Source organism: Rhodoferax sp., from assembly GCF_013297935.1.
Lineage (GTDB): Bacteria > Pseudomonadota > Gammaproteobacteria > Burkholderiales > Burkholderiaceae_C > Allorhodoferax.
Genome location: NZ_JAAFIX010000008.1, coordinates 65,726 through 90,809 on the forward strand (window position 1 = coordinate 65,726; position 25,084 = coordinate 90,809).

Annotated in this window: 31 protein-coding genes and 1 pseudogene; 6 read left to right on the forward strand and 26 right to left on the reverse strand. The window is 58.2% G+C overall.

Annotation, left to right across the window (positions count from 1 at the left end):
* Positions 1–2: 2 nt before the first annotated feature.
* Together QZW03_RS12440 and QZW03_RS12445 are read right to left on the reverse strand one after the other, a co-directional pair.
* Positions 3–236, reverse strand: a complete 234-nt coding sequence (locus QZW03_RS12440; protein ID WP_296510324.1) for a thioredoxin family protein — start codon at positions 234–236, stop codon at positions 3–5.
* Positions 237–315: 79 nt separating this feature from the next.
* A complete protein-coding gene (locus QZW03_RS12445; protein WP_296510325.1) occupies positions 316–1,362 on the reverse strand; it encodes a permease in 1,047 nt (348 codons plus the stop codon).
* A 179-nt stretch (positions 1,363–1,541) separates the two neighbouring features.
* On the opposite strand from QZW03_RS12445, the pseudogene QZW03_RS12450 reads away from it, so the two are divergent.
* Positions 1,542–1,730: pseudogene (locus tag QZW03_RS12450) on the forward strand (hypothetical protein); the annotation flags it as partial.
* A 417-nt stretch (positions 1,731–2,147) separates the two neighbouring features.
* Here the strand turns inward: QZW03_RS12450 and QZW03_RS12455 are convergent.
* Positions 2,148–4,256 carry a methyl-accepting chemotaxis protein gene (locus QZW03_RS12455; RefSeq protein ID WP_296510326.1) on the reverse strand — a complete coding sequence of 703 codons (2,109 nt, stop codon included), beginning with the start codon at positions 4,254–4,256 and terminating at the stop codon, positions 2,148–2,150.
* 90 nt (positions 4,257–4,346) lie between these two features.
* On the opposite strand from QZW03_RS12455, the gene QZW03_RS12460 reads away from it, so the two are divergent.
* Together QZW03_RS12460 and QZW03_RS12465 are read left to right on the forward strand one after the other, a co-directional pair.
* The gene (locus tag QZW03_RS12460) at positions 4,347–4,520 is read left to right on the forward strand and encodes a hypothetical protein (RefSeq protein WP_366481691.1); all 174 of its coding nucleotides are present in this window, start codon (positions 4,347–4,349) and stop codon (positions 4,518–4,520) included.
* Between the two features lie 88 nt (positions 4,521–4,608).
* On the forward strand, positions 4,609–5,241 hold the full coding sequence (locus QZW03_RS12465; RefSeq protein WP_296510327.1) for a universal stress protein: 633 nt from the start codon (positions 4,609–4,611) through the stop codon (positions 5,239–5,241).
* A 7-nt stretch (positions 5,242–5,248) separates the two neighbouring features.
* Here QZW03_RS12465 and QZW03_RS12470 read toward each other — a convergent pair whose 3' ends face one another.
* From QZW03_RS12470 to merT, 3 genes are read right to left on the reverse strand one after another with little or no spacing between them, the layout of a single operon-like run.
* Positions 5,249–5,467, reverse strand: coding sequence for a GDCCVxC domain-containing (seleno)protein (locus QZW03_RS12470; protein WP_296510328.1), 219 nt, complete (start codon positions 5,465–5,467; stop codon positions 5,249–5,251).
* A complete protein-coding gene (gene merP / locus QZW03_RS12475; RefSeq protein WP_296510329.1) occupies positions 5,464–5,748 on the reverse strand; it encodes a mercury resistance system periplasmic binding protein MerP in 285 nt (94 codons plus the stop codon). Before merP ends, QZW03_RS12470 begins: the two co-directional genes overlap by 4 nt.
* Before the next feature lie 12 nt (positions 5,749–5,760).
* Entirely contained in the window at positions 5,761–6,132 is a 372-nt protein-coding gene (merT, locus tag QZW03_RS12480; protein ID WP_296510330.1) for a mercuric ion transporter MerT, read from the reverse strand.
* A 42-nt stretch (positions 6,133–6,174) separates the two neighbouring features.
* On the opposite strand from merT, the gene merR reads away from it, so the two are divergent.
* Both merR and QZW03_RS12490 read left to right on the forward strand, forming a co-directional pair.
* A complete protein-coding gene (merR, locus tag QZW03_RS12485; protein ID WP_296510331.1) occupies positions 6,175–6,582 on the forward strand; it encodes an Hg(II)-responsive transcriptional regulator in 408 nt (135 codons plus the stop codon).
* 2 nt (positions 6,583–6,584) lie between these two features.
* Positions 6,585–6,920: a YnfA family protein gene (locus QZW03_RS12490; protein ID WP_296510332.1), complete on the forward strand. Its 336-nt coding sequence runs from the start codon at positions 6,585–6,587 to the stop codon at positions 6,918–6,920.
* 24 nt (positions 6,921–6,944) lie between these two features.
* On the opposite strand, the gene QZW03_RS12495 is transcribed toward QZW03_RS12490, so the two are convergent.
* The 5 genes from QZW03_RS12495 to QZW03_RS12515 form a co-directional block, all read right to left on the reverse strand.
* The gene (locus QZW03_RS12495) at positions 6,945–7,499 is read right to left on the reverse strand and encodes a sigma-70 family RNA polymerase sigma factor (RefSeq protein ID WP_296510333.1); all 555 of its coding nucleotides are present in this window, start codon (positions 7,497–7,499) and stop codon (positions 6,945–6,947) included.
* Between the two features lie 314 nt (positions 7,500–7,813).
* On the reverse strand, positions 7,814–8,308 hold the full coding sequence (locus tag QZW03_RS12500) for a hypothetical protein (protein ID WP_296510334.1): 495 nt from the start codon (positions 8,306–8,308) through the stop codon (positions 7,814–7,816).
* Between the two features lie 11 nt (positions 8,309–8,319).
* Entirely contained in the window at positions 8,320–8,664 is a 345-nt protein-coding gene (locus tag QZW03_RS12505) for a hypothetical protein (RefSeq protein WP_296510414.1), read from the reverse strand.
* 48 nt (positions 8,665–8,712) lie between these two features.
* Positions 8,713–9,483 (reverse strand): 23S rRNA (guanosine(2251)-2'-O)-methyltransferase RlmB, encoded by a 771-nt coding sequence (gene rlmB / locus QZW03_RS12510; RefSeq protein ID WP_296510335.1) that lies wholly within the window; start codon positions 9,481–9,483, stop codon positions 8,713–8,715.
* Between the two features lie 65 nt (positions 9,484–9,548).
* Positions 9,549–10,238: an ABC transporter ATP-binding protein gene (locus tag QZW03_RS12515; RefSeq protein WP_296510336.1), complete on the reverse strand. Its 690-nt coding sequence runs from the start codon at positions 10,236–10,238 to the stop codon at positions 9,549–9,551.
* Here QZW03_RS12515 and QZW03_RS12520 point away from each other — a divergent pair.
* Complete coding sequence (locus tag QZW03_RS12520) at positions 10,237–10,902, forward strand: arylesterase (protein ID WP_296510337.1); 666 nt, start codon at positions 10,237–10,239, stop codon at positions 10,900–10,902. The two genes, QZW03_RS12515 and QZW03_RS12520, sit on opposite strands and share 2 nt — an antisense overlap.
* A gap of 50 nt (positions 10,903–10,952) precedes the next feature.
* Here QZW03_RS12520 and QZW03_RS12525 read toward each other — a convergent pair whose 3' ends face one another.
* The 15 genes from QZW03_RS12525 to hisS form a co-directional block, all read right to left on the reverse strand.
* Positions 10,953–11,141 (reverse strand): hypothetical protein, encoded by a 189-nt coding sequence (locus QZW03_RS12525; RefSeq protein WP_296510338.1) that lies wholly within the window; start codon positions 11,139–11,141, stop codon positions 10,953–10,955.
* A 46-nt stretch (positions 11,142–11,187) separates the two neighbouring features.
* A complete protein-coding gene (locus tag QZW03_RS12530) occupies positions 11,188–12,036 on the reverse strand; it encodes a DUF2189 domain-containing protein (protein WP_296510339.1) in 849 nt (282 codons plus the stop codon).
* A gap of 53 nt (positions 12,037–12,089) precedes the next feature.
* The gene (locus QZW03_RS12535) at positions 12,090–13,295 is read right to left on the reverse strand and encodes a PLP-dependent transferase (protein ID WP_296510340.1); all 1,206 of its coding nucleotides are present in this window, start codon (positions 13,293–13,295) and stop codon (positions 12,090–12,092) included.
* A gap of 24 nt (positions 13,296–13,319) precedes the next feature.
* Positions 13,320–13,844 carry a phosphoribosyltransferase gene (locus QZW03_RS12540; RefSeq protein ID WP_296510341.1) on the reverse strand — a complete coding sequence of 175 codons (525 nt, stop codon included), beginning with the start codon at positions 13,842–13,844 and terminating at the stop codon, positions 13,320–13,322.
* Positions 13,845–13,918: 74 nt separating this feature from the next.
* Complete coding sequence (locus QZW03_RS12545; RefSeq protein ID WP_296510342.1) at positions 13,919–15,295, reverse strand: adenylosuccinate synthase; 1,377 nt, start codon at positions 15,293–15,295, stop codon at positions 13,919–13,921.
* 11 nt (positions 15,296–15,306) lie between these two features.
* Entirely contained in the window at positions 15,307–16,455 is a 1,149-nt protein-coding gene (locus QZW03_RS12550) for an ATP phosphoribosyltransferase regulatory subunit (RefSeq protein WP_296510343.1), read from the reverse strand.
* Positions 16,456–16,510: 55 nt separating this feature from the next.
* Positions 16,511–16,702: a DUF2065 domain-containing protein gene (locus tag QZW03_RS12555; RefSeq protein WP_296510344.1), complete on the reverse strand. Its 192-nt coding sequence runs from the start codon at positions 16,700–16,702 to the stop codon at positions 16,511–16,513.
* A gap of 2 nt (positions 16,703–16,704) precedes the next feature.
* Complete coding sequence (hflC, locus tag QZW03_RS12560) at positions 16,705–17,607, reverse strand: protease modulator HflC (RefSeq protein WP_296510345.1); 903 nt, start codon at positions 17,605–17,607, stop codon at positions 16,705–16,707.
* 9 nt (positions 17,608–17,616) lie between these two features.
* Positions 17,617–19,008 (reverse strand): FtsH protease activity modulator HflK, encoded by a 1,392-nt coding sequence (hflK, locus tag QZW03_RS12565; protein ID WP_296510346.1) that lies wholly within the window; start codon positions 19,006–19,008, stop codon positions 17,617–17,619.
* A 38-nt stretch (positions 19,009–19,046) separates the two neighbouring features.
* On the reverse strand, positions 19,047–20,207 hold the full coding sequence (hflX, locus tag QZW03_RS12570; RefSeq protein WP_296510415.1) for a GTPase HflX: 1,161 nt from the start codon (positions 20,205–20,207) through the stop codon (positions 19,047–19,049).
* 70 nt (positions 20,208–20,277) lie between these two features.
* Positions 20,278–20,523 carry an RNA chaperone Hfq gene (gene hfq / locus QZW03_RS12575; protein WP_296510347.1) on the reverse strand — a complete coding sequence of 82 codons (246 nt, stop codon included), beginning with the start codon at positions 20,521–20,523 and terminating at the stop codon, positions 20,278–20,280.
* Positions 20,524–20,627: 104 nt separating this feature from the next.
* On the reverse strand, positions 20,628–21,965 hold the full coding sequence (gene der, locus QZW03_RS12580) for a ribosome biogenesis GTPase Der (protein ID WP_296510348.1): 1,338 nt from the start codon (positions 21,963–21,965) through the stop codon (positions 20,628–20,630).
* Positions 21,966–21,977: 12 nt separating this feature from the next.
* Positions 21,978–23,105 carry an outer membrane protein assembly factor BamB gene (bamB, locus tag QZW03_RS12585; RefSeq protein WP_296510349.1) on the reverse strand — a complete coding sequence of 376 codons (1,128 nt, stop codon included), beginning with the start codon at positions 23,103–23,105 and terminating at the stop codon, positions 21,978–21,980.
* 5 nt (positions 23,106–23,110) lie between these two features.
* Entirely contained in the window at positions 23,111–23,758 is a 648-nt protein-coding gene (locus QZW03_RS12590) for a tetratricopeptide repeat protein (RefSeq protein WP_296510350.1), read from the reverse strand.
* A gap of 11 nt (positions 23,759–23,769) precedes the next feature.
* The gene (gene hisS, locus QZW03_RS12595) at positions 23,770–25,083 is read right to left on the reverse strand and encodes a histidine--tRNA ligase (RefSeq protein ID WP_296510351.1); all 1,314 of its coding nucleotides are present in this window, start codon (positions 25,081–25,083) and stop codon (positions 23,770–23,772) included.
* Between the last annotated feature and the right edge of the window lies 1 nt (position 25,084).

A 25,084-nucleotide genomic window follows, 5' to 3' on the forward strand; every position in this document is an offset into this window, starting at 1 on the left:
CTTCAGGCAGTGAGCCATTTTTCGACTTTTTCGCGGCTGGGCACGCCGCCTGCATGCACGACCTTGCCATTGATCACCACGCCCGGTGTGCTCATCACTCCGTAACCCATGATGGCCCGCAGCTCCTCAATCTTTTCCAGCGTCACGCTGACGTCTTTGTCTTTGGCGACCTGATCAATGAGTGCGATGGTGTTTTTGCAGTTGGCGCAGCCGGTTCCTAGAACTTTGATGTCCATGATTACTCCTTTTTGAATTGAATATGGCTTGGGTGGCAAGCAGGCTGCCGTTTCATGGCGCTGCTTGATGGGCAATGGCTCAGAGAACTCCGTTGAACACATAGCCCACCATCAGGATGCCTGTCGCCACAACGCACGCGAAGGTGGCGATAAGCCGGATCTTGAGTACCTTGCGCAGGATGATCATCTCGGGCAGGGACAGCGCGATCACGCTCATCATGAAAGCCAGCACCGTGCCCAGCGCGGCGCCTTTGGCCAGCAGGGCCTGGACGATGGGAATCACACCAGCGGCATTCGTGTACATGGGCACGCCGATGAGCACGGCCAACGGGACGGACCACCAGGCTTCCTTGCCCATGATCGAGGCCATGAAGTCTTGCGGCACATAGCCGTGGATCAATGCGCCCAACGCAATGCCGCCCAGGATGTAAGGCCAGACCTTGCCCACAATTTCATGGACAGAGGCAAAGCCAGCCTGGACGCGCTCAGCCAAACTTGCACCCTGGTCTTCAAATTGTGCGGACACCTTGGGCATGTCTCGAACCCAGTCTTCCAAATAGGACTCCATCTTGAGTCGCCCAATGACCCAGCCCGCAACGATGGCCACGCTCAAGCCCAAACCCATGTAAAGCAGCGCCACTTTCCATCCGAACATGCCAAAGAGCAGTGTTAGCGCCACTTCATTGACCATGGGAGCCGAAATCAGGAACGAGAAGGTCACCCCCAACGGAACCCCGGCCTGTACGAAGCCGATGAACAGGGGCACGGCAGAACACGAGCAAAACGGTGTCACGATGCCCAAAGACGCTGCCATCACATTGGCCACGCCCTCGGTCTTGCCTGCCAGCAGCGCCCGGGTGCGCTCCGGGGTGAAGTAGCTGTTGACCATGCCCATGACGAATACGACGCCCGTCAGCAACATGAGCACCTTGGGGGTGTCATAAAGGAAAAACTGCAATGAGCCGCCCAAATGGCTGTTCCGGTCCACTGGTAGCCATGCCACCACGGCCTCGGATGCAGACATGAGGGTTTGGTAAAGCGCATACCAAACAACGGCGGCCAGCACCAGAAACGCAGCAGGTTGGCGACTAGGCCAGCTTTTCAATTGAAGAGTTTGGGTGTTCATACCTGTGAAGACGATGAACACGCCGAAAAGACGCAGCTTTTGTGCAAATAATTTCGCGGCCAGGACAAAAGTGACCGCAACCGGTCTGATGTCAGTTCAGGCCTCGCTGGATTGCACCCAGCCTTCCGATGCACACAAAATCAAGGGTCAACCGCAACAACTGCCCTTGCCGCGCTCCTGAATCGGTGGGCGCCGTGGTGGACAAGCAAAACGCGGGTGACAAGCTGTACAAGCCCATGGCGGGCAACTTTGGCACCAGCGCGGCCTGCAAGGCGGTGTGCGAGCTGGTTTCCAGGGGCATGGAACAGCCCAGTGGTTACACCGAGCCTTTGCTACCTGCTTGGCGCCTGAAGGTGAAGGCTGCCTAGGGCGTCTCGCCACTGCGCATTCGCTACTAATTTTGTAGCTGCTTGCGCAATATCTACGGGGACCGGCGGCCTATTTGGCATCAAAAAGCCACGCAACCCGCAGTTACCGCCCGACAGAGCCCGAACCGGCAACGGTTCGGGCTTTGTGCTTTGCGAATCGCAACAATCGCCGCAGAATGCTGCGCTTGCGCCACCCCGAACGCACGCTGCTGTACCAAACAGTGGCTGAACACTCCGAAACCTGGCTGGGACGACTCAGCACAACCGGCACCGGACTTTGAAGTTGATCAGCGCGTCAGTTGGTGAATAAATAGGACGCGGGCGGCTTTGACCCGCTGCGGGTGGTCTGCGCTATCAGCGCGCCGCTCACACAAAAACGCCACTGACCTCTGGGTGATCTGTAACCCGCATCCATGCTCAAAATGTTTCCCACTCCTGTGATGGTTCCGAATGGGGAGCGCTTGGTGCCGGTAGCGCCACAGGGTTCGAGGCCGGTGCAGTGCCTCCCCCCACACGCGCCGACGAACCTTTTGATTTGCCCACTGTTTGCCGGATCTCGGTGTCCAATGACCGGATCGCCATCACGGTGGACTGGGTGGCCTTGGAGAAGTCAGAGCCGCTTGCCAGCAACTTTTTGACACGATCAGCGTCACCGTGATTGGCTGCTTCGGCAATTGGGGCTGCAGAACGGTGAAACTGGGCATGGCTGTTGAGTAACTTGGTAAACCCAGGTAGCTGCGCCCATCGGGCCTGGCCCGTACTGTGAACCCATTTTCCCAATGCACAGCAGTCGTCCCGGCGCACCGTGGCCACGTCAAACTTTTCACCGTCTCGAATGGCATTGCGAAGGCGCGTTTTCCATTTCAAATGGGCTTCGGTGAATGTACGAACATCAAAGTCCGTACCGGTGGATACCGCAGACGATGCACGCTGTTTTAGGCTGGCCACATCGCGCTCGGCCACCACGCGCTGGCCCGGACTCAACTGGAACAAACTGAGTTGCAAATCGAACGATTCGATTGGCCCGAAAATGCCTTGGGACGCCGCAGCCAGCTCTTCCACCATGGCTGCATTTTGCTGCGTGGTGGTGTCAAGTTGCGTAATGGCATCAGACACCTGCGACACCCCCAGTTGCTGTTCACCTGCGGCGTGGCTAACCTGTTCCAGCACGTTTTGCATATTGCTCACCGCCTCGGCCAAATCGCGCATGCGCGACTGTGCTTCTGCGGTGACCGCATTGCCCGCATCCACACGCTGAGTTGACTCTCCAATGAGTTGACGGATTTCCTTGGCCGCTGCGGAGGTGCGTTGGGCCAAAGTGCGCACTTCGCTCGCAACCACGGCAAACCCGCGCCCCTGCTCACCCGCGCGCGCGGCCTCTACTGCGGCATTGAGTGCCAGGATATTGGTTTGAAAAGCCACCCCCTCAATGACCTGGATGATGTCGCCAATTTTTCGCGACGACTCGCTGATGGCCTCCATGGTGGAAACCATATTGGCTACGGCCTCTTCACTCAAGCGCGCGGTGTCCTGTGCAGTTTTTCCGTATTCGGTGCCCTGGGCGGCGGCCGCAGCGGTGTTGCTGGCGGTGCCATTGATTTGCTCCATGGCAGCGGCGGTCTCCTCGATGCTGCTGGCTTGGCTTTCGGTTCTGGCCGACATATCCATGCTGCCCGAAGCCACTTCTTCCCCCACCCCTCGGAGTTCTAGAACAACGTTTCGGGAATCAGTTAACAGGGTTTGCACTGTCACGCGCAACTGCTGCAAGCCCGCGTAGATGCCATCGAAATCACCGCCCTGCGTACCTTCCAACTGCGTCACCAAGTCGCCGCTGGCCAAATTTTCGATGATGGACTGTGCCCGGCGCACGGGCCTTTGCATGGCATACCATTGCAGCGCGTAACCGCCCACGGCTGCCACCGCAAGCAGGCCCAACGCCATCACCGGCGGTAAAAGCATTGCCGCTGCGGCAACCAGCAACAACGTGCCCAAATGGATCAATCCCACCACCCCATACGCCCCCAGGGCTGCGCGCAGCCCTTGCGAGGCGCGCCCCAGCCACCCGGCCCTTTGCACGCGGCCAGAGCGCAACACGGTATGGAGCCGGCCCAGTGCGGCCTCTTCACGCATGCGTGCGTACAACTGCTCAGCCGCATCGACCTGGCTGCGCTCCGGCACGGTCCGAACCGATATGTAGCCCACCATTTGCCCATCTTTGCGCGTGGGCGTGACATGGGCCTTCACCCAGTAATGGTCGCCATCTTTGCGCCGGTTCTTGACCATCGCCGACCAAGGCTTTCCACCCTGAATGGTGGCCCACATGTCGCGAAAAGCCTCAGCCGGCATGTCAGGGTGGCGGATCATGTTGTGCGCCTGCCCTAGTAACTCGGCCTCAGCAAAACCACTGGCCGCTACAAAGGCATGGTTGCAGTACACGATGCGACCTTTGAGGTCGGTCACCGACACCAGGGTTTTGGCGGCAGGAAGGATGAACTCTTTTTGGCTAACAGGTCCGTTCTCTCTCATGGTTTTTTCCGGTGATTGTTTTGTAACTGCGTTGCTTTTATGTGCTCAATTCGTAATTAGCCTAGCACATCTATTGGTTCGTCAACGATCTTGGGCAGGGAAGATCTATACATCCACAGCGCGCTGGACAAGGTGGTCATCAATTTCCGCCGTGAAGCCACCGAGGTCGAAGTGATCGGCCTGAACGAAGCCAGCGCCACGCTGGTGGACAAGTTTGCCGTGCATGACAAAGACGGTGCCGACGACATGCTGATGGGTCACTGAGAGGACACAAAACCATGAAAAACGACAACAAAGTGCTAGCCTATGTGGATCAATACCACTTCGCCGATTACGGAGCCGACTACGCGACATGGGCCGCCCGCCGCAAGGACGCATCTTCCTGAACCGCCTGCGGGAGCGGGCCGTTGCTGCCGGGGTCAAACACGTCGATGTGCGGCAACGCCATGGCGCACTGGAAGAGACACTGGCCGAGCAAGAGCAGGGCGTGCGCCTGTTGGTCCTGGGATGCCGGGGCGAGGCAGCGCAAACGTCGCAGCGCGACCTTGGCCGCAACGTCGAGGCCGTGATTCGCGCCCTGCATAAACCGATCCTGACGGTAACGGAGAGCTTCACGGAACCCAAGCGCGTGATGATCGCCTTCGATGGCAGCACCATCACCCGGCGCGGCGTTGAAATGGTCGCAGTCAGCCCCTTGTTTCGTGGCCTGCCGATCTACCTGCTGATGTCCGGCAAGGAAAGCCAAGACGCGCCCAAGCAACTCCAATGGGCCAAGACCACCTTGGAAGCCGCTGGCTTTGAGGTGACGGCAGTGCTGATCCCCGGTGACGCCCAGAGCGTCATTGCCAAGACGGTCAAGGAGCAATCCGTCGACATGCTCATCATGGGTGCTTTTGGCCATTCGCCACTGCGCAGCCTGTTGCTGGGCAGCAAGACGGCCGACCTGCTGCGTTCATCGACCATCCCCACGCTCTTGCTGCGCTAAATCGCCATCAAGGGCAACAACTGCCCTTGCCGCGTTCCTGAATTGGTGGGCACGGCACCGTGCCATAAGAGCAATAGACGCAACAGTCACCCGGCTTCGGTTTGAGCACCGTGTGACACTGCTCGCACTCGTAGAACCACTGGCAGGCGTCGGTGGGCATGGTTTCCGTCTTGGCGTGACCGCACTCGGGACAGGTCAGGGTCGATTCCAGAATCACCGTTGTCACTTGGCGGCGCCCAGTACGGTGGAGGGATAACCGGCATCCTTGGTGGCGAGCCTGAGTGCCTCAGCGTTTGTTTTCGCGTCATCGAACGTTACTTTGGCCTCGCGCCGCTCCAGGTTCACTTCGGCTTTGTTCACGCCCGGCACTTTGGTCAACGCCTTCTTGACGGTGATCGGGCAGGCGGCACAGTTCATGTCCGGCACGGACAACGTGACGGTTTGCGTGGCTGCCCAGAGGGGCGATGTCAGTGTGGCCAAAGCGGCCAGTGCAACAAGTTTCTTCATGGCAAGTTCCTTTCAGTAAAACAACGGGGCGACCAACGGGAACCCCAACGCCACCAGCACCAGGCCCACAACGATCCAGAACAGCGCCTTGTAGCTGTGGTTGACCTGTGGCAATGCGCAGACCTGCCCAGGCTCACAGGCGGCAGCCGGCCGCCAAATGCGCCGGTAGGCAAGCAACAGCGCCACGACCGCCGCGCCAATAAAGAGAGGTCGATAGGGCTCAAGAAGCGTCAGGTTGCTGATCCACGCGCCGGAAATGCCGAGTGTGATCAGCACCAAGGGTCCGAGGCAACAGGTCGAGGCGAGGATGGCCGCCAAACCACCGGTCAGCAGCGCGCCGCGACCGCCGCTATTGGTCAATTCGGTTGGGGAATCTGGTTTCATGCCGTAAGATTACTTCCGTACCTAAGTACGGAGTCAAGCGCCATGAACCACCCATCTGAAAATCTGACCATCGGCGTTCTTGCCGAAGCCGCCGACGTCAGTGTCGAGACGATCCGCTTCTACCAGCGCAAGGGGCTGATGCAGGCGCCGGACCGCCCCCATGGGGGCATACGTCGCTACGGTGAAGCTGATTTGGCGCGCGTGCGTTTCATCAAGTCAGCCCAGCGCCTGGGCTTCAGCCTCGACGAGATCTCCGACTTGCTGCAACTGGAGGATGGCGCGCATTGCGCTGAGGCACGCCAGCAGGCCGAGCGCAAGTTGACCGATGTGCGCACACGCCTGGCCGACCTGCATCGCATCGAAACCGTCTTACAGGACCTGGTGCAGCGTTGCTGCGCCGCCAAGGGCAGGGTGCGCTGTCCCTTGATTGCGTCGCTGCAGGAGGCATGAATATGGACATGTTGAAAGTCACCCTGCTGTTTGGCGTCACGGCGGTGGCCGAAATCGTTGGTTGCTACCTGCCTTGGCTCGTTATCAAGCAGGGCAAGGCCGCATGGCTACTGATACCCGCCGCCATGTCGCTGGCTTTGTTTGCCTGGATGTTGACGCTGCACCCATCTGCGGCTGGGCGCACGTATGCAGCCTATGGGGGGATGTACATCGCCGTGGCGCTGGCCTGGCTCTATTTCGTGGATGGTGTGGCGCTGACCCGCTGGGACATCGCCGGGGCCGGCATCGCCTTGATCGGCATGGCAGTCATCGTGCTGCAGCCTCCGCCGGCAGGGTGACGTATAGACATATCGGGTACGGTTTTAACCCGGTCCCGAATGGGGAGCGTCAAGTGGTGGGCGGGGCACAAAGTCCTCGACATGTCCTGTGGTATCGATTCTGACCTTACAAGCCGTGGTCATTCGGTCCTTCAATCTTTGCCGCGCGCGCTGAAGGCGGGATTTTGCTGCGCTGAGATTAAGCCCTGCATGCGTGGCATAGTCGGCCTGCGACATACCCTGAAGATCACAAAAGGTGATGGCCTCCCTGTCCAAATCACTGAGCTCTGACAGCACCCGAGGCAGACACGCTGTGAGTTCATCCACGGCATCCGATTCGCCGCCGGCGGCCACCAGGTCTTCTGGCAATTCGACCATCTCGCGTTGAAGCTTGAGGCGGTCCGCCAGCGTGTTCCGGGTGACTTCAAACAGCCATGCTCTGGCGTTTTGGACACTGCAAAATTGGTTTCCCTGGCGCAGTGCCTTCATGAACACATCCTGCATCAGGTCGTCCGCATCTTGTGCTTGGCTCAGCCGACGGCGCAGCCATGACCGCAACTCGGCGGCGTACAGTTTCCAGGCGGTGTCCAAGCAATTCATCAGAGCTTCACTTTACAGGGTTGCGAATTGAGTAGATTGATGGCAGGTTGCATGGCCCGTACTTTAAAAGGCAACACTTTGCTGACTTCGGTGGTTCTCTCTATCGTCATGCCTGCGGTCCTTGCGCAAGTCGCTGCTGGCCCAAGGGCAGGCGCACCCTGATGCGGTCTTGGACTTGCTATCCAAACCGCAGCAAGGCCCGTTCACCAGAGCGGATGGCGAAGGAATGTCGGCGTGCCGGCATTGATTTCGGAGTTCGCTCGCACTGCTATGGGTCGCAAGTAGCCACCTGAAATAGGCCCTCCCAAGACTTTCTAGCACCGCAATCGTGCGATGACTGCGGACAGCGCAAACACAGCAATCCCCACCCACTTGAAAGCCGCGCACAGACCCGCTACCAAGTACCAAGTAGCGCCCGAAGGCGCAGCCAAAGCGTCGCCCTGTGTCAGCCCCCAGTGCAGCAGGTTCTCCCCAGCGTCACACAGTGCCGCCAGTGGCAACAGCAGTGCTACCCAACGCAGGGGCAGCCATGTCGCCAGAGGTCGAAAAACACGGGTACGTGCCACGGCCAAGTAACCGGCCGCGCTGTAGCTCAGCAGCAGAAGCCCATCGACGGCCAAGTGGGTGCGAAAGCGTTGTACGCCTTCGGGGCCCCACGCTTGCAGTACTTGGGCAAAAGCATTCGGGGTAAAAGTGAACTGCAGCGCGACCACACTGGGTTGCAAAGGCGCCAGGTAGATGCCCAGCCCGCCAAACAAGAGAGCGCAGGCCACTGCGGCCAGTTTCAGGGGCGCGGTGGGTGCGGGCATGGAGGGGGCGTTTAGCGCGGGTTCTCGAAGAACAGGTAGTTGGAGCCGTAGTCGCTGATTTCGAAATACACCTTCTTCTCGCCGCTGTCTGCGGTGAAGTTCAGGTTCTCGTCCAACACGCCATAGCCAAAGCGATAGGGGCGCGGCTTGCCATCGTCAGTGCCCATGGCGGTGCTGAGTTTGTCGATTTTGATAAAGCGGCGCACGAGCTTGTCGCCCGCATAAAACTCCAGAACACCGTTGGTGCCGGTCCAGTTCTGGATTTCACGGCCCAGCTTGTTTTGTTGCTCCTGGGTGCAAGCAACCAAGCCAAATACGGCTATAGCCCCCACTAATAGTGCGCAGGCAGCTCTCATTTTCGTAGCAAACATCATCATCTCCCAGAGGTAAAAAACCGAATAGCCTTAGTGAGTGCGCTGGCGCAGTGCTTCGTACAGGCACACGCCACTGGCGACCGACACATTCAGGCTCTCCACCGCGCCCTGCATGGGAATGCTCACCAATTGGTCGCAAGTTTTGGCGGTGAGTTGGCGCATGCCGTCGCCCTCGGCGCCCAGCACCAAGGCCACGGGGCCTTTGAGGTCGGCCTGGTACAGGTCGCTGGTTGCCTGGTCGCTGGTGCCAATGATCCAGATGTTGCGCTCTTTGAGCTCGTTGAGCGTGCGCGCCAGGTTGGTCACCATGAAGTAAGGCACGGTTTCGGCAGCACCACTGGCGACCTTGGCCACGGTGGCGTTGATGCCGGCGGCGTGGTCTTTGGGGGCGATCACGCAGTGGGCACCGGCGCCGTCGGCCACCCGCAAGCAGGCGCCGAGGTTGTGCGGGTCGGTCACGCCGTCCAACACCAGAATCAGCGGTTGGGTGCGTTTTTCCAGTGGCAGCTCGGCGTTGGCGGCTTCGAGGTTTTCCAGCAGTTCGTCCAGCGAGTGCACTTGCTTGAGCTCGTGCACGCGGGCCGCCACGCCCTGGTGACCGTGGCTGCCAGCCAACTTGGCAAGGCGCATGCCATCGGCCTCAATCACACGGACACCGGCTTCAGCCACCCGCTCCAGAAACTGGCGCATGCGGGCATCACGCCGGGTGGGCTCGTAATAAATTTCAACAATGGATTTGGGCGCGGTCTTCAAACGCACACCCACGGCATGGAAGCCGAATAGAACTTTGGGAGATGACATGCCCCGATTATCGGGCCTTGGAGCGAGGTGCCCTGTATCGCCAGCGGCCACGGGGGCCAATCAAGTCACACTTCGGCCGGGATTTCAGAGGCAACACGGCCCGCTTCGATCAAGATCCGGCGGTCACATCTTGCGGCAATTCCGCGATCGTGGGTGACCAACACCAGCGTAGTGCCCTGCTCGCGGTTGAGGTCAAACATCAGCTCCATGATTTTTTCGCCGGTTGCAAAATCCAGGCTGCCGGTGGGCTCGTCGGCCAACAGCACCGCGGGTTTGACCACAAAAGCACGGGCCAGTGCCACGCGCTGCTGCTCCCCGCCGGAGAGCACCTTGGGGTAGGAGTTCAGGCGCTGCGACAGGCCCACGCGTGCGAGCATGTCGGTCGCTGCGGAGCGAGCGTCTTTGCGGCCGTCCAGCTCCAAGGGGAGCATGACGTTTTCCAGCGCAGTCAGGTTGCCCAAGAGCTGAAAGCTCTGGAACACAAAGCCGACTTGGCGGGCGCGCAGGGCGGCGCGGGCGTCTTCGTCCATGGCAAAAATGTCTTGTCCTGCGAGGCGCACGGTTCCGCGGGTGGGGCTGTCGAGCCCAGCAATGATGGACAGTAAGGTGCTTTTGCCCGAGCCGGATGCCCCCACAATAGCTGCGGTCTCACGGGCATTGAGTGCAAAATCAATGTCACGCAGGATCTCCAGCGTGCCGGTGGAATCTGTCACCGCTTTGAAAACATGCTCAACCGAAATAATGGAATCACTCATGGGGCTCTCTGTAGTTCGTAGACACTGTATCGCGGTGCTCATTCTGGCCTCTTTTGCAGGGGTAAGCCCGGCCTTGGCCAAAGATGCAGCGCCGCCCGGTGCGGCCGGAGCCAAAATTCTGGTGCTCGGGGACTCGTTGAGCGCCGAATACGGTCTCAAGCGCGGCACCGGTTGGGTCGCGCTGATGGAACAACGCCTGAGCAAAGAAAAAATACCGGCGACGGTGGTCAATGCCAGCATCAGTGGTGACACCACCTCGGGCGGCCGCTCGCGCTTGCCCGCGCTGTTGGCCCAGCACCGGCCTTCTGTGGTGGTGATTGAGTTGGGCGGCAACGACGCCTTGCGCGGCCTGCCGCTCTCCATGACCCAAGACAACCTGGCCGCCATGACACGGGCAGCCCAGCAAGCGGGTGCCAAGGTGTTGCTCGCAGGCATGCAGGTGCCACCCAACTATGGGCAGGACTACACCAAGCGGTTTAGCGAGACTTTTGCCACGGTTGCCAAGAGCACCAAAGCGGCGCTGGTACCGTTTTTACTCAAGGGCGTAGCCGATGCCCCCAATGCCACTGCCCTGTTTCAGGCCGACCGGATTCACCCCCGGGAGGAGGCGCACCCGACCATTCTGAACACGATGTGGCCGGCAATAAAAAACCTCCTCAAGTGAAATTCACCGGAGGAGGTTGTCGCTGAAACAGCGGTATTCGTGAGGGGTGCTTAAGCAGCCGGTGGCTCAGCGTCGGGAGCAGCGACTTCTCCGGCAACCAGTTCAGCGGCTTCGTTCGGGTTGAGTTCAGGCTCGTCGCCCGTTTTCCGCTCGGCTTTTTGCTTGAGCTTCTCCTCTTTTTTCTTCTTTTTAGCCAGTTCTTTCTGACGCTTTTCGTATCCGTAGTTGGGTGTTGCCAATGTGTGCTTTCGTTAATGGGATCCACTTTACCACCTCAGCCCCCACTCAGGCCGGGGCCTCGGTGTTTTGCAGTGGATCGGCCGGCATTTCGGCTGCCGGCCAGTGCACGGCTCCACGGTAGGCGTGCCAGGTGGCGTGGCCTAACAAGGGCCCGACTAGCAGCAGCCCGACATGCCACGGCAGCATGAGTGCTGCGGTCAGCAAGCCCGTCAACAAGGCTCCCCACCACAACATGACGCCGAGGTTGGTCAGAAACACCTCGATGCTGGTGATGGCCGCAAACACGGCATCGGTGTCGCGGTCGAGAATCATGGGTATCGACACCACACTCAGTGCGAACACCAGCACTGCAAAGCCCCCGCCGACCACTGCGTAGGCCAGCACGAACTCCAGATTCTCAGGATTGAAGACCGCTTGAACCACACCGGTTGTGGAAGGCATGCCGGTATTGAAGAACACAGCAAACACCACCAAGGAGGCCCTGCCCCACAGCAACTCCAACACGATCAACACCAGAACCAGCATCGCCATACTGCCCAGATGCTGGTCCCAGCAGGTGATGGATGCCCCCAGCGAGGGCGGACTACCGGCCTCACGGCGGCGGCTGACCTCATACAACCCCATGGCGAGAAAAGGGCCTACCAGAAGGCAACCCGAAGCAATGGTCATGGTGTATTCGGGCTTGCTGCGGAACACTGCGCTCAGCACCAGTGCCATAACGGTAAACGCAATACCGTAAAACAAGCCTATGCCCGGGTGCGCCCGGTAGTCCTGCAGGCCGCGCACAATCCACCGCACAGGGTCACTCCAACGCAGGTCCACCACCGTCTTGCGGGGAGCCTGAGAGGGTGGCGGAATGTAGGGGACGGAATCAGCGTCGGAGGAAGTGCTCATGGGGAGCAGCCTACGCCCTCCTCCATGCCTTGCCTACTCAGGAAAACACGCAGTCAGCGAAGGACTTCGAGTGCTTGGGCGATATCTGCCTGAAGGTCGGCCACGTTCTCCAAGCCGACCGAGAACCGGACCAAAGTGCCGCGCAGCAAGTGCTCGGGCCAGCCGGTTCGCATGGTTTCCAGTTCGTAGGGCACTACCAGGCTGATAGGACCACCCCAGCTGTAGCCGAGCTTGAAGAGGCGCAAGGCATCGCAAAAAGCATCGACCTCGGTCTGGCTGAAGCGGGAGTCGAGCATGACACTGAACAACCCCGCTGCGGTGCCGATCTCGCCGCCCGTCAAAGCCTTCCAATGGCTGTGGCCAGGTGACTCCGGCAACGCGGGGTGCATGACCTGCACAAACTCGGCTTGGGTCTGCGCCCAGGCTGCCAGCGAGCGGGTTGCCGCATCATGTGCCTTGTAGCGCAGGTCGATCGTCGGCAAAGAGCGAAGCACCGCTTCCACATCGTTCATGCCCACCCCGATGCCGAACCGCATGTGGGTCAACTTGAGCTTGAGGTGCAGACCCGGATTGCGGGTGATGACGCTGCCCATGAGCACGTCACCGCCCCCACTGGGGTATTTGGTGAGGGCATGGGCAGAGATGTCTACCCCCACCCGCTCCGCCGCCCCGGGGACCAGGTCGAACGGGCAGAATGCCAGGCCTGCACCCCAGGTGTTATCGAGCGCAGTCATGGTTTTGCGGCGCTGGCAAATCCGCGCCATTTCCACCAGATGGGGAAATTCCAGACTCACGGAGCCCGCAGCCTCCAGCCAGACCAGCTTGGTACGGCTCGATATCTGAGCTTCCAGATCCTCAGGATCCATCGGGTTGTAGTACTGGTGCGTGATTCCCCAGCCTTGCAACTCACCCTCGACGATGGCCTTGTTCGGACCATAGGCGTTGTCAGGTACCAGCACTTCATCCCCGCTTTTCAGCAGCGACATGGCCACCAGGCCCAATGCGGCCAAGCCGCTGGGCACCAGCAAACACTCGTCCCCACCCTCCAGAGTCGCCAAGCGCGCTTCCAGCGCGTAGCTGGTAGGCGTGCCGTGCAGGCCGTAGGTGTAAGCCGACTTGTCTATCCACTGGCGGCTGCGCATGGCAGCGACGGTGGGAAAAAACACGGTGGATGCCTTGAACACGCCGGGTTGTGGCGCTTCAAAACCTGCCGGTGGCTGGTAAGGGTGGTGAATGAGGTGGGTAATCCGATCAGTCATGGCAGTCAACGACACGCACAGGTGTCACACACTCCACTTCTGGATCAGTTGCTGGGGGCGCAAGGAGTCATAGCTCTCAAAAGGCTGGTGAATCCAGGGATTCGTGGGCAGGAACTCCACCGAGTAATCGGGGGTGAACACGCTGACCGCCTTGGTCCAAATGACGGCGCTGCGCAGCTCCGTAATAGGGGCATAGTTGTTGCGTAACTGGTTGATCACCGCATTCAGCGTGTGGCCGGAGTCCGCGAGGTCGTCCACCAACAGTACCTTCCCGGCGATTTCACCTTTGGGCGTAGTGATGTAGCGGGCAATGTCGAGGTTGCCCTGCTGCGTGCCCGCCTCGGCCCGGTAAGAACTGGTCGACATGATGGCCAGAGGCTTGTCGAACACGCGGGACAAAATGTCCCCCGGACGCATGCCGCCACGGGCGAGGCACAAAATGGTGTCGAACTCCCAGCCGGACTGGAATATCTTGATGGCCAGCTTTTCGATGAGATTGTGGTACTCGTCGTAGCTTACGTAGAGGTGTTTACCGTCTTCAGTCAACATCAAAATGCTCCTAAAAAGATAGCTGCTTGCGCAGTATTTACGGGGGCTAGAGGCATAAAACGCATAAAACCGGCTTACTCTGGCAAATACGGGTGGCGCATCATGATGGTGTGGTCCCGATCAGGGCTGGTCGACACCATGTGGATAGGAACCCCGGTTACCTGCTCGATACGCTGCAGGTACAGACGCGCAGCCACCGGCAGCTTGTCGTACTGGGTGACACCCACTGTGCTGTCGCTCCAACCTTCCATGACTTCGTAGATTGGCTTGCAGCGCTCAATTTCGTCGGCGCCCATGGGCAGGATGTCGACCTTCTCACCGTCCACCTCATAGCCGGTGCAGAGCAACAACTCTTTGAGGCCGTCCAACACGTCGAGCTTGGTGATGCACAGGCCAGACAGGCCGTTGACCTGCGCAGAGCGCTTGAGCAGCGCAGCATCAAACCAACCGCAACGACGCGAACGACCGGTCGTCACGCCCTTTTCGGCGCCCACAGTACTCATGTGGTAGCCGGGGGTGCCGGGCACTTCCCAGTCCAACTCAGTGGGGAAAGGACCACCGCCAACACGGGTGCAGTAAGCCTTGGTAATGCCGAGGATGTAATGCAACATGCCGGGGCCCACGCCGGAGCCGGCCGCTGCGTTGCCCGCCACGCAGTTGCTGGAGGTCACGTAGGGGTAGGTGCCGTGGTCGACATCGAGCAGAGTGCCTTGTGCGCCTTCAAACAGGAGATTGGCACCTGCCAGATGGGCTTCGTTGAGTTCGCGGGAAACGTCTGCAACCATGGTCTTGAGCAAAGCTGCGTGCTCCATGGCCTGCTGGAACACCGGCTCAAACTGAACTCGGCCATTGGCCATGAAAGGCGCCAACAACGGGCCGAAGTCAAACGCCTCAGAGCCCAGGTAGCTGGCCAGCACATGGTTGTGCAGATCCAACAACTCGCGCAGCTTGGCGGCAAAGCGCTCAGGGTGCTTCAGGTCTTGCACGCGCAATGCACGACGGGCAATTTTGTCTTCATAGGCGGGGCCGATGCCGCGACCGGTCGTGCCGATCTTGGCGGTGCCGCCCTTCTCGCGGAAAGCTTCGCGCGCCACATCGAGCGCCACGTGGAAAGGCAAAATCAGGGGGCAAGCCTCGCTCACGCGCAAACGGGAGCGAACCTCGACACCCGCTTTTTCCAGGCCTTCGATTTCTTCAAACAACTTGGCCGCGGACAGCACGACCCCGTTGCCGATGTAGCACTTAACGCCGGGACGCATGATGCCCGAGGGAATCAGGTGCAGCGCGGTTTTCACGCCGTTAATCACCAGTGTGTGGCCTGCGTTATGGCCACCTTGGAAGCGCACCACGCCTTGGGCGCTTTCGGTGAGCCAATCGACCAGTTTGCCCTTGCCTTCATCACCCCACTGGGTGCCGACGACCACTACATTTCGACCTTTGGTTGTATTCATTTCGCTCAGGATTAAATTGCTGTTACGACCCACTGACCAGCGGCTTGCACCAGCTCACGGTCGCAATGGAACTCATCGACTTCACTTTCGTGCCCGGGAAGGACACACACTACGGTTTCGCCCTGTTGGCGCAAACCCGCAATTGCTGAGCGCAAGGCCGGAGCCTCGCCCCAAGGGGCACGGATAGCCGCACGCAAAGGACGCACCTGTGCTGCTTGGGCCAGGACCTTCACATCCAAGCTAAAGCCCACGGCCGGCCGCTTGCGACCGAAAACCGAGCCCACCTCGTCATACCGGCCGCCACGCGCCAAGGCATCGCCCGCCCCTTGGGCGTAAACGGAGAATCGCATGCCGGTGTAGTAGGCATAGCCTCGCAAGTCCGCAAGGTCAAAGGTGACTTTGACACCGTCCAGGTGACTCGCGACCCACTCCAAATGATCAAGTGCTTCGAGTACACCCGGTAGCTTTGGCAACTCTGCACGCGCCTGCGCCAGCACCGAAACACCGCCGTAAAGCTTGACCAGCAGTTGCAACGCTGCGGACATGCCGTCGGGACAACCGGAAGTCAGCTCACTCAAAGCGCTGCTGTCTTTGGAGGCCAGTGCTGCCAAGACCTCGGTACGCTGGGAGAGGCTCAGGCCGGACTCCGCCAGCAGGCTGCTGACAATGCGGGCATCCGCCATGTCTACGGTCAAGCCACCCACTCCGCTAGCCTTGAGACAGTCCAGAGAAAGCGCCAGTATTTCGAGGTCAGCCTCCAAGCCGGCGTGCCCATAAATTTCGGCGCCGAACTGGAGGGGCTCACGGGTCGCGTGAGGTACGGCAGGGAGCGTATGTAGCACAGGACCGCAGTAACACAGGCGGGTAACGCCCTTGCGGTTGAGCAGGTGGGCATCGATCCGCGCAACTTGCGGGGTACTGTCCGCCCGTAAACCCATGGTCCGGCCGGATAGCTGATCGACCAGTTTGAAGGTTTGCAGATCCAGTGCCTTGCCGGTTCCGGAAAGGAGAGACTCCAGATGCTCCAGCAATGGAGGCATCACGAGCTCGTAGCCATAGCAACGGGCCATGTCCAGGAGTTCTCGACGTATTTCTTCGATGTGGCGCGCTTCGGACGGCAGCACATCGGCAATGTGATCCGGGAGGACCCAAGCAGACATGGAATTGAGGGGAGGCTGTTAAAACGGAGATTTTACCGGCCTTAAGCCCCAAATTTCAGGGTAGCAAGTACCAAATGCTGACTAAACCCACAAGGATGCTGCACAAGCCGTAAAAACGGATCTGGCCATCCTGCAGTTGGAGTAGCTGCTGAAAGAGCTTGCGCCACCCTTGGGGTGACGCAAATGGGAACAAACCTTCTAGCACCAGCACCAGGGCCAGTGCTAGCCACAACGTGTCAGCGTTCACGTTTATTTTTTGGCCGCAGGAGCGTTTCCGCCACCATTGCGGAAGGTTTTGAAGAACTCAGAGCCGCTCGGATCCAGCACCATCACGTCGCTTTTGTTCGCGAAACTCGATTTGTAGGCTTCGAGGCTCCGGTAGAACTGCGCGAACTGAGGGTCTTTACCGAACGACTCAGCGTAGATACGGGCAGCTTCGGCATCGCCCTCGCCTTTGATCTTTTGAGCATCGCGGTAAGCATTGGCAATGGCGATTTCGCGCTGGCGGTCGGCATCAGCACGGATTTTTTCGCCCTCAGCAGCACCGGTAGAGCGCAGCTCATTGGCCACGCGCTTACGCTCCGCTTCCATCCGGCGGTAGACCGATTCCGTGATGGCTTCGACATAGTCCACCCGGGTAATGCGCACATCCACCACATCAACACCCCACGGCTTAGCTCCCCGAACCTTGTCGAGTACTTCGGCCTTTACGTCTGCCATCAAGTCTTCGCGCTTCAGCGAGAGCAATTCCTTGACCGTGCGCTTGTTGATTTCCTCCTGGAAGGCATTGCGCACCACACGGTTCAACTGGCTGGCTCCGGCACCTTCATTCAACCCGACATTGCGGATGTACTCAGAGGGCTCAGTAATGCGCCAGCGCACATACCAGTCGATGACGACCCGTTGTTTTTCAGCGGTCAACATGGGCTCAGCATCGGTGCTGTCCAGGGTCAGCAAACGCTTGTCGATATAGGACACGTTTTGAAACGGCGGCGGCAGCTTGAAGTTCAAGCCAGGCTCGGTAATGACATCCTTGATTTGACCCAAAGCGTAGACCACGCCGAATTGGCGCTGGTCCACGACAAACAAGGTTGAGCTAGCCAGTGCCAACAGCACCAGCAACGAAGAAAAAATCAGTCCAATGCGGTTCATAGTTCTTTCCTAGCGCACGTCGCGTTCGCGGGTTCGCGCAGCATCGCGGCTGCGGGGGTCTACGGTAGTTGTCGCGGCTGCGGCACCTGTCGGGCCGGCAGGCGTTGTCGCGTTCGCGGCTGCCGCCGTGGCACCGGCGGAATCAACGCCTGAAGTAGCTCCCGTCATTTGGAGGACCTTGTCCAATGGCAGGTAAAGCATGTTGGACCCCTGCTTCGAATCGACCACCACTTTGGTGACGTTGCTGTAAATTTGCTGCATGGTGTCGAGGTACATGCGGTCGCGCATGACTTGTGGCGCCTTTTGATACTCCGCGAATACAGAGCGGAAACGCTGAGAGTCACCCTGTGCTTGCGCTACCACGCGAGCCTTGTAAGCGTCGGCCTCTTCCTTCAAACGGGATGCAGAACCAACAGCCCGTGGGATCACGTCGTTGGCGTAGGCTTGCGCTTCATTCTTTGCGCGCTCGCGCTCTTGACCCGCTTTGAGCACATCATCAAACGATGCCTGCACTTGCTCTGGTGGGCGAACACCGCCTTGCTGGAGGTTGACCCCCACCACTTCAATACCCACCTTGTAGCGATCCAGAATGGTCTGCATCAAGGCCCGCACCCGCGGTGCGATCTGGTCACGCTCTTCAGAGAGCGCAGCGTCCATTTTCATTTTCCCGAGAACCTCGCGAATCGAAGTTTCCGCGGCCTGCACAACAGCCTCACCCGGATTTTTGCTCTCGAACAAGAACGCACGAGCATCACTCAGGCGGTACTGGACGGCAAATTTGATATCAAGAATGTTTTCATCCTCTGTGAGCATGGCGGACTCTTTGAGCCCCGTAGCCTTCATGACCACATCACGCCCCACATCCACCGAGCGGATCTGGCTTACGAAAACCAACTCGTGTTTCTCAATCGGGTATGGCAGACGCCAGTTGAAGCCGGCGTTTACCGTCGACTTGTACTTGCCGAACTGGGTAATCACGGCTTGCTGACCTTCTTGCACAATGAAGAAACCGGTTCCCAGCCAGATCAGGGCCACTACACCAACGATCAACCCGGCACCGATACCGGCATTTTTCATGTCAGGCTGGAAACCACCGCCGCCATTGCCGGCAGGCGGTTTTTGCCCGCCACCAAACAAGCCGCCGAGTTTGCGATTGAAATCTCTCCACAGCTCGTCAAGGTCCGGCGGACCCGACTGCGCGGTGTTTTTAGGCTGGCCACCTTGTACCCCTGGATGCGCCGACGGCCTGTCCGACTCGCCCTCCGGCTTCGGTGCGGACTCTGAGCCCGGATTTTCTTGCTTGTCGTCTCCGCGTCCCCACCGGGAATCGTTCAAATTGAGCACCACCCGCAACCAGGACATCAAGTCCCGATTTTTCATACGAATCGCAGTAAGTTTCATGGTTTCTTCTTAAGTGCAGTTAAGTGCATTGTGCCAACTCAAGCCTCATCCCCGAGGGCGTCAGGGTGAATCGGCGAATCCTCGGGCGCGTCAGGTTCTGGTTTAGCTATTTCAGCCAGTTTTTGACGGAGGGTAGGCATGCCTGCCAACGTTCGAGCACTCACGAAAATCCGTGGTGTTTGAAGGCCCTCGATGTCATAAAAATCATCAAGCCGGATAGGCTGCGCATCTTCCGCGATGGCGTCTAGTTTATTGAATACCAGGAGCTGCGGAATGTCAGCAGCACCAATTTCTTTCAGTACCAATTGAACTTGCGCAATCTGCTCCGGAAACTCAGGGTTAGCCGCATCCACGACATGGAGCAACAAGTCGGCGTCGATAGCCTCTTGCAGGGTCGCCTGGAAAGCATCCACCAAACCGTGCGGCAGATCACGAATAAAACCCACGGTGTCAGACAGTGATACCGAACGCCCTGCTTCGCCGAGGTAGAGCTGCCGGGTTGTGGTGTCCAAGGTCGCAAATAGCTGATCCGCGGCGTATGTGCGTGCCTTCACCAATGCATTGAAGAGCGTGGACTTGCCAGCATTCGTGTAACCGATGAGGGAAATGTTGAAGGCGTCCCGCCGCTCCCGTTGGCGTCTTTGCGTTTGACGTTGGCGCTTTACTTTGCTGAGGCGCTCTTTGGTCCGCTTGATGTTTTCACTGATCATTCGGCGATCCAACTCGATCTGGGTCTCGCCGGGGCCGCCGCGCGTGCCTATACCGCCGCGCTGCCGCTCTAAGTGCGACCATCTGCGGACCAAGCGGGTGCTCAGGTACTGAAGCCGGGCGAGCTCCACTTGCAGCTTACCTTCATGGCTTCTCGCCCTCTGCGCAAAGATTTCGAGAATCAAGAAGGTCCGGTCGTTGACCGGCATTTGCATATGGCGCTCCAGATTCCTCTGCTGGCCAGGACTAAGCGCCTGGTCAAACAAAATTTCTGTTGCGCCGGTTTGTAACGCCAGCTGCCGTATCTCTTCGGCCTTACCGGAACCTACAAACAGCGCGGCGTCAGGTGCCCTGCGCTTGCAAACCACCCTAGCAACCGGATGTAGACCGGCAGTCTGAGCGAGCAAACCCAACTCTTCCAGCTCAGAATCAAAGTTGGGCAAACCAAGATCGACCCCCACCAAAATAGTCGGCGCCGACTGACTGTCCATCGATTTACTCAAGAAAGGAAAGATTTTTCAAAACTATCAGGTCGGGGTGAACCGACCTGGACAACCGGCCTCAGGCAGCCGAAGTCTCGTCCGCAGCGGCCGCCAGATTCACTGCGCGACCGGGAACAATGGTGGAAATTGCATGCTTGTAAACCATTTGGGTCACGGTATTGCGAAGCAATACTACGTACTGATCAAATGATTCAATCTGACCCTGCAGCTTGATACCGTTGACCAAATAAATGGACACCGGTACGTGCTCCCTACGCAAAGCGTTGAGGAAGGGGTCTTGAAGAAGTTGGCCTTTGTTGCTCACGATATTCTCCGTGTTCAAAAAATTAATAAGGGTTTGACGATACCACACTAGGGTGTGGCGGCTGGCCGGCAGGCCAATTAAGGTCTTAGAGAGGCAAAAAGCTTTCAGTCTTTGTCTGCAAATGGGTTGGCAGAGGACTTCATCTCAATGCGCAGTGGCGTACCTACGAGATTGAACTCCTTGCGGAATCGCCCTTCCAGAAATCGCTTGTAAGCCTCGGTGACATGCTCGAGCGAGTTGCCGTGCACCACAATGATGGGAGGATTCATCCCGCCTTGGTGGGCATAGCGCAGCTTTGGACGGTAGGCCCCGGTTTTCTTGGGTGTTTGGAATTGCACGGCTTCTAGCAATAGGCGTGTCAAAACAGGCGTCGGCATTTTGCAGTTTGCGGCTTTGTGCGCTTGGGCAATGGCATCCCAGACAGGCCCCAAGCCTTGACGCTTCTTGGCTGAAATCAAATGCAGCGATGCAAACTTCAAGAAACCCAATCGCGTTTCAAGTGACCGCTTTACCAATTCGCGTTGGTATTCGTCCACGGCATCCCACTTATTCACCGCCACGACGACAGCGCGCCCGGACTCTAGTATGTATCCGGCAATGTGAGCATCTTGATCCGTGACGCCCTGCTCCGCGTCAATCAATAGCAACACCACGCTGGCGGACTCAATTGCCTGCAAGGTTTTCACGACTGAGAATTTCTCGATCGCCTCAAAGACCTTGCCCTTGCGACGCAAACCTGCAGTGTCCACGAGCTCAAACTTTTGCCCATTGCGCTCAAACGGGACCGAAATAGCATCCCGGGTAGTGCCAGGCATATCAAAAGCAACCAAACGCTCTTCACCCAGCCAAGTGTTAATCAGGGTGGACTTACCCACATTGGGTCGCCCGGCCACTGCAAGCTTAATGATGCTCGGGTCTGCCGGCTCGGGATCATCCTCCGGCTCCTCAAGATGCAAGGCATCCAGCGCAAGCTCAATGAGCGATCGCATGCCTTGACCATGGGCTGCAGACACCGGGTAAACCTCTCCCAAGCCCAATTCAAAAAATTCGGAAAGCTGTGCACCGGCCTTCATGCCTTCGGCCTTGTTGGCAATCACCAAGCAAGGTTTGCCCAGTTTCCGGAGGTAGTTGCCGATGTCGTGATCCTGAGCAGACAAGCCCGCGCGGGCATCCACCACAAAGACAACAACATCTGCTTCTGCGACGGCTTGGCGAGTTTGCTTCGCCATTTCTTTAAAAATGCCGCTACCTGCGTCCGGCTCAAAGCCGCCGGTATCGATAACAATGAATTCGTGCTTACCGTGTTTGCCATTTCCGTAATGACGGTCGCGCGTAAGTCCCGCAAAGTCCGCGACGATCGCATCGCGCGTCTTGGTCAGGCGGTTAAAAAGAGTGGATTTCCCAACATTGGGACGACCCACCAGAGCGATTACTGGCTTCATGAATGACCTTTTTTATTCGGGGCGGAAGGCGAAAATGCCCCCCATCTGGGTCACTGCGACCAGGGTGTTGCCGGCGAGGACCGGCGTTGCAGCAAGAGGAGAACCGTCAAGCGTAAGCCGACCGACCGTTGCGCCATCAGCAGCTGACAGCAAATGCAGAAAACCTGCGTTGTCAGGCACCACCAATGTGGAGCCCAGCAGAACCGGGGTACCGAGCTCCCGCCATTTAAATTTGTCTGATTGCCAGACTTTTTCACCATTCAGGCGATTCCAGGCAATAAGAGTCCCATCGAGCTCCGTACCAAAAACCACACTTTCGTTTCCACTGATTCCCGTAAAGCCATTGGCAGGTTTGGACCAGAGAGACTTCGCTGTTGCCAAGTCAATGCAAGCAACTGAGCTTGCATAAGCCCTCACGCACACATTACTTCCCTGACGACTTATGCCGGAGACAACGTCAACCAAGCGCTCGACCTCATTGGTACCACGGCCCAACGCCACAGGAACGTCCCACTTCTGGCTTCCGTTGGCAGGGTTGAGCCCCACCAGACGACCGCCCAGCCCGGCTACCAGGGTGTCGCCCGCAGGAAACAAAACGCCAGGGCGATCCAACACCAAGGTGTCCGCTCCACGCTGTTGTTGCCAGAGCCGCTTACCCGATTCGCCGTCAAACGCAAACAACGTCCGATCCGGGGTTACCACGAACACTCGCCCACCAGCAACCAGTGGTGGGGTAGTTGCCACTGCGCTGAGGTTTTGTTTCCAAAGGACTTTGCCCCCTTGCATCACGACAACGTCACCTGCCGCAGTGGCAACTGCGATGCGTCCCGCACTGACGCCAACGGCGGCAGATATCCGGGCGCCAGCTTCGGTTTTCGAGCGAACGCTACCGTTCTCGGCGTCCATTGTCGTGACGGTACCCGCAGCATTGGCAAAGTAAACCTCGCTACCAGCACTCTTGAGCTCCAAGGGGAAAGTGACCTCCCCCAGGTTACCTTTCCAAACAGCCTTCACGCCCAAGAGTGGAACCAGGGGTGCCAACTCAGCGGGTTTTTGCTTAGTCGGCCCCGAGCAGGCCGACAGAACTAGGCTGCCAACCAGAATAACAGAGCGCGAAAAAAGTGAAAACCGCTTTGCCATACTGATCACTTCACCTCACCGGCACCCAGCGCGGCCAGCTTGACCTCGACCAGGCGACGGTACTGATCTTGCGGAGGAAAAAGTTTTACCGCTTCTTTGAAGCCAGCAATAGCGTCCTCAGTTTTGCCTTGGGAGAGAGACAAATCTGCACGCTTGTCCGCCACCAGACCTTTGAACTCCGCTGGAAACTCACCCGCCAATATTTTGGCGGCGCCGTCATATTCCTTAGCCTCAATCAAAAGACCGGCATGGCGGACCTTAGCCAGCGCGGCAAGGCCGGCATCTGCCTTGCTATCCGCAACCCAACTCAACGCGCCCTTGGCGACGTCAGACTTGCCGGTGAGGTAAGCCACCTTGGCAAGATTGAGGCCGGACTGCTGTGTATAAAACACAGATGGAAAACGTTGCTTCATGTCATCGAAGGCTCGACCAGCCGCGACTAAGTCTCCGCTAGCAATGATGCGATCGACTTCTTCAAACATTGCAGAAGCTTGTTCGGCTTGACGCTTGTTCCACCATTGGTAACCGTTCCACGAAGCGAACCCACCTAGGACGGCAATCAAAACCCAGGTAATCGCATTGCCATATTGCTTCCAGAAATGCTTCAGCTGATCTAGTTGCTCTTGTTCTTCGAGATCTAAATGGTTTGCCATGGTGTACCCTTTTATACTTTTGTGGTGTGCTGAGATGCCCACTTCGCTACGTCAGAGAGCGAAATGGTGACCTGTGGAACTTCCGAGTTCCGCAATGATTTGATAGTGACTTGCCTTGAGGCCTGCTCATCCGGACCAAAGACAAATGCAAAACGCGCCCCGGAGCCGTCTGCCCGCTTAAACTGTGATTTAAGGCTAGGCATACCCTCCGGATTGCTGGCTTGCATTTGTACCGACAGGCCAGCTTGCCGTAAAAGAGCCAATACAGGCATCACGGTTGCCATGTACTCTGCTGACAAAATGATCGCGTAGACGTCGAGAGCAGGCAAAGAAAGGTCCCTGCCCGACTCCTGCAACAACTCCAACACCCGCTCGACACCCATCGCCCAGCCCACTGCCGGGGCTGCCTTGCCGCCGATTTGCTCGATCAGATAATCGTATCGCCCGCCAGCACAGACCGTACCTTGTGACCCCAGCTTGGTCGTTACAAACTCGAATACGGTCAAGTTGTAGTAGTCCATGCCGCGAACCAACCGGGGGTTGATTCGATAAGGGACACCGTGGCACTCAAGTAGGCGGGTCACTGCATCAAGGTGAGCTTTGGATTCAAGCCCTAAAAGGTCGATGAGCTTTGGTGCAGCTTCGATTACGCCTTGCATCGCAGGATTTTTGGAGTCGAGCAAGCGAAGTGGGTTAAGGTGCAAGCGGCGTTTGGCCTCTTCATCCAAGACAGCCTCATGCAACTCAAAGTGTGCAATCAGTGCATTTCGATGAAGTTGACGCTCCTCGGGCTGACCCAAGCTATTGATTTGAAGTTCGATGTCCGACAAGCCAAGCTCTTGCCACATCATGTGCGCCATCAAAATCACTTCTGCATCCACTTCCGGCCCACCAAACCCCAAGGCTTCCGCCCCGATCTGGTGAAACTGTCGGTAGCGCCCCCTTTGGGGACGCTCATGGCGGAACATAGGCCCCATGTAGTAGAGGCGTTTCGGTCCACCGTATAACAATGAATGCTCTACTGCTGCCCGCACTACGCCAGCGGTATTTTCAGGCCGGAGAGTTAACGCTTCGCCATTCAGGCGGTCTTCAAAGGAATACATCTCCTTCTCGACAATATCCGTTACCTCACCAAGCCCCCGTACAAACAGCGCGGTGGGTTCCACGATAGGTGTGCGGATATTTTCGAAAGCAAACCTACGCATCAGATTGCGAACGAGGGACTCCAAGGTCTCCCAAGCCGCCGATTGGGGGGGCAGGATATCGTTCATACCCTTAACGGCAACGATTTTGTCCACTTTGCGCGGACTATTTTTCTCTGACATA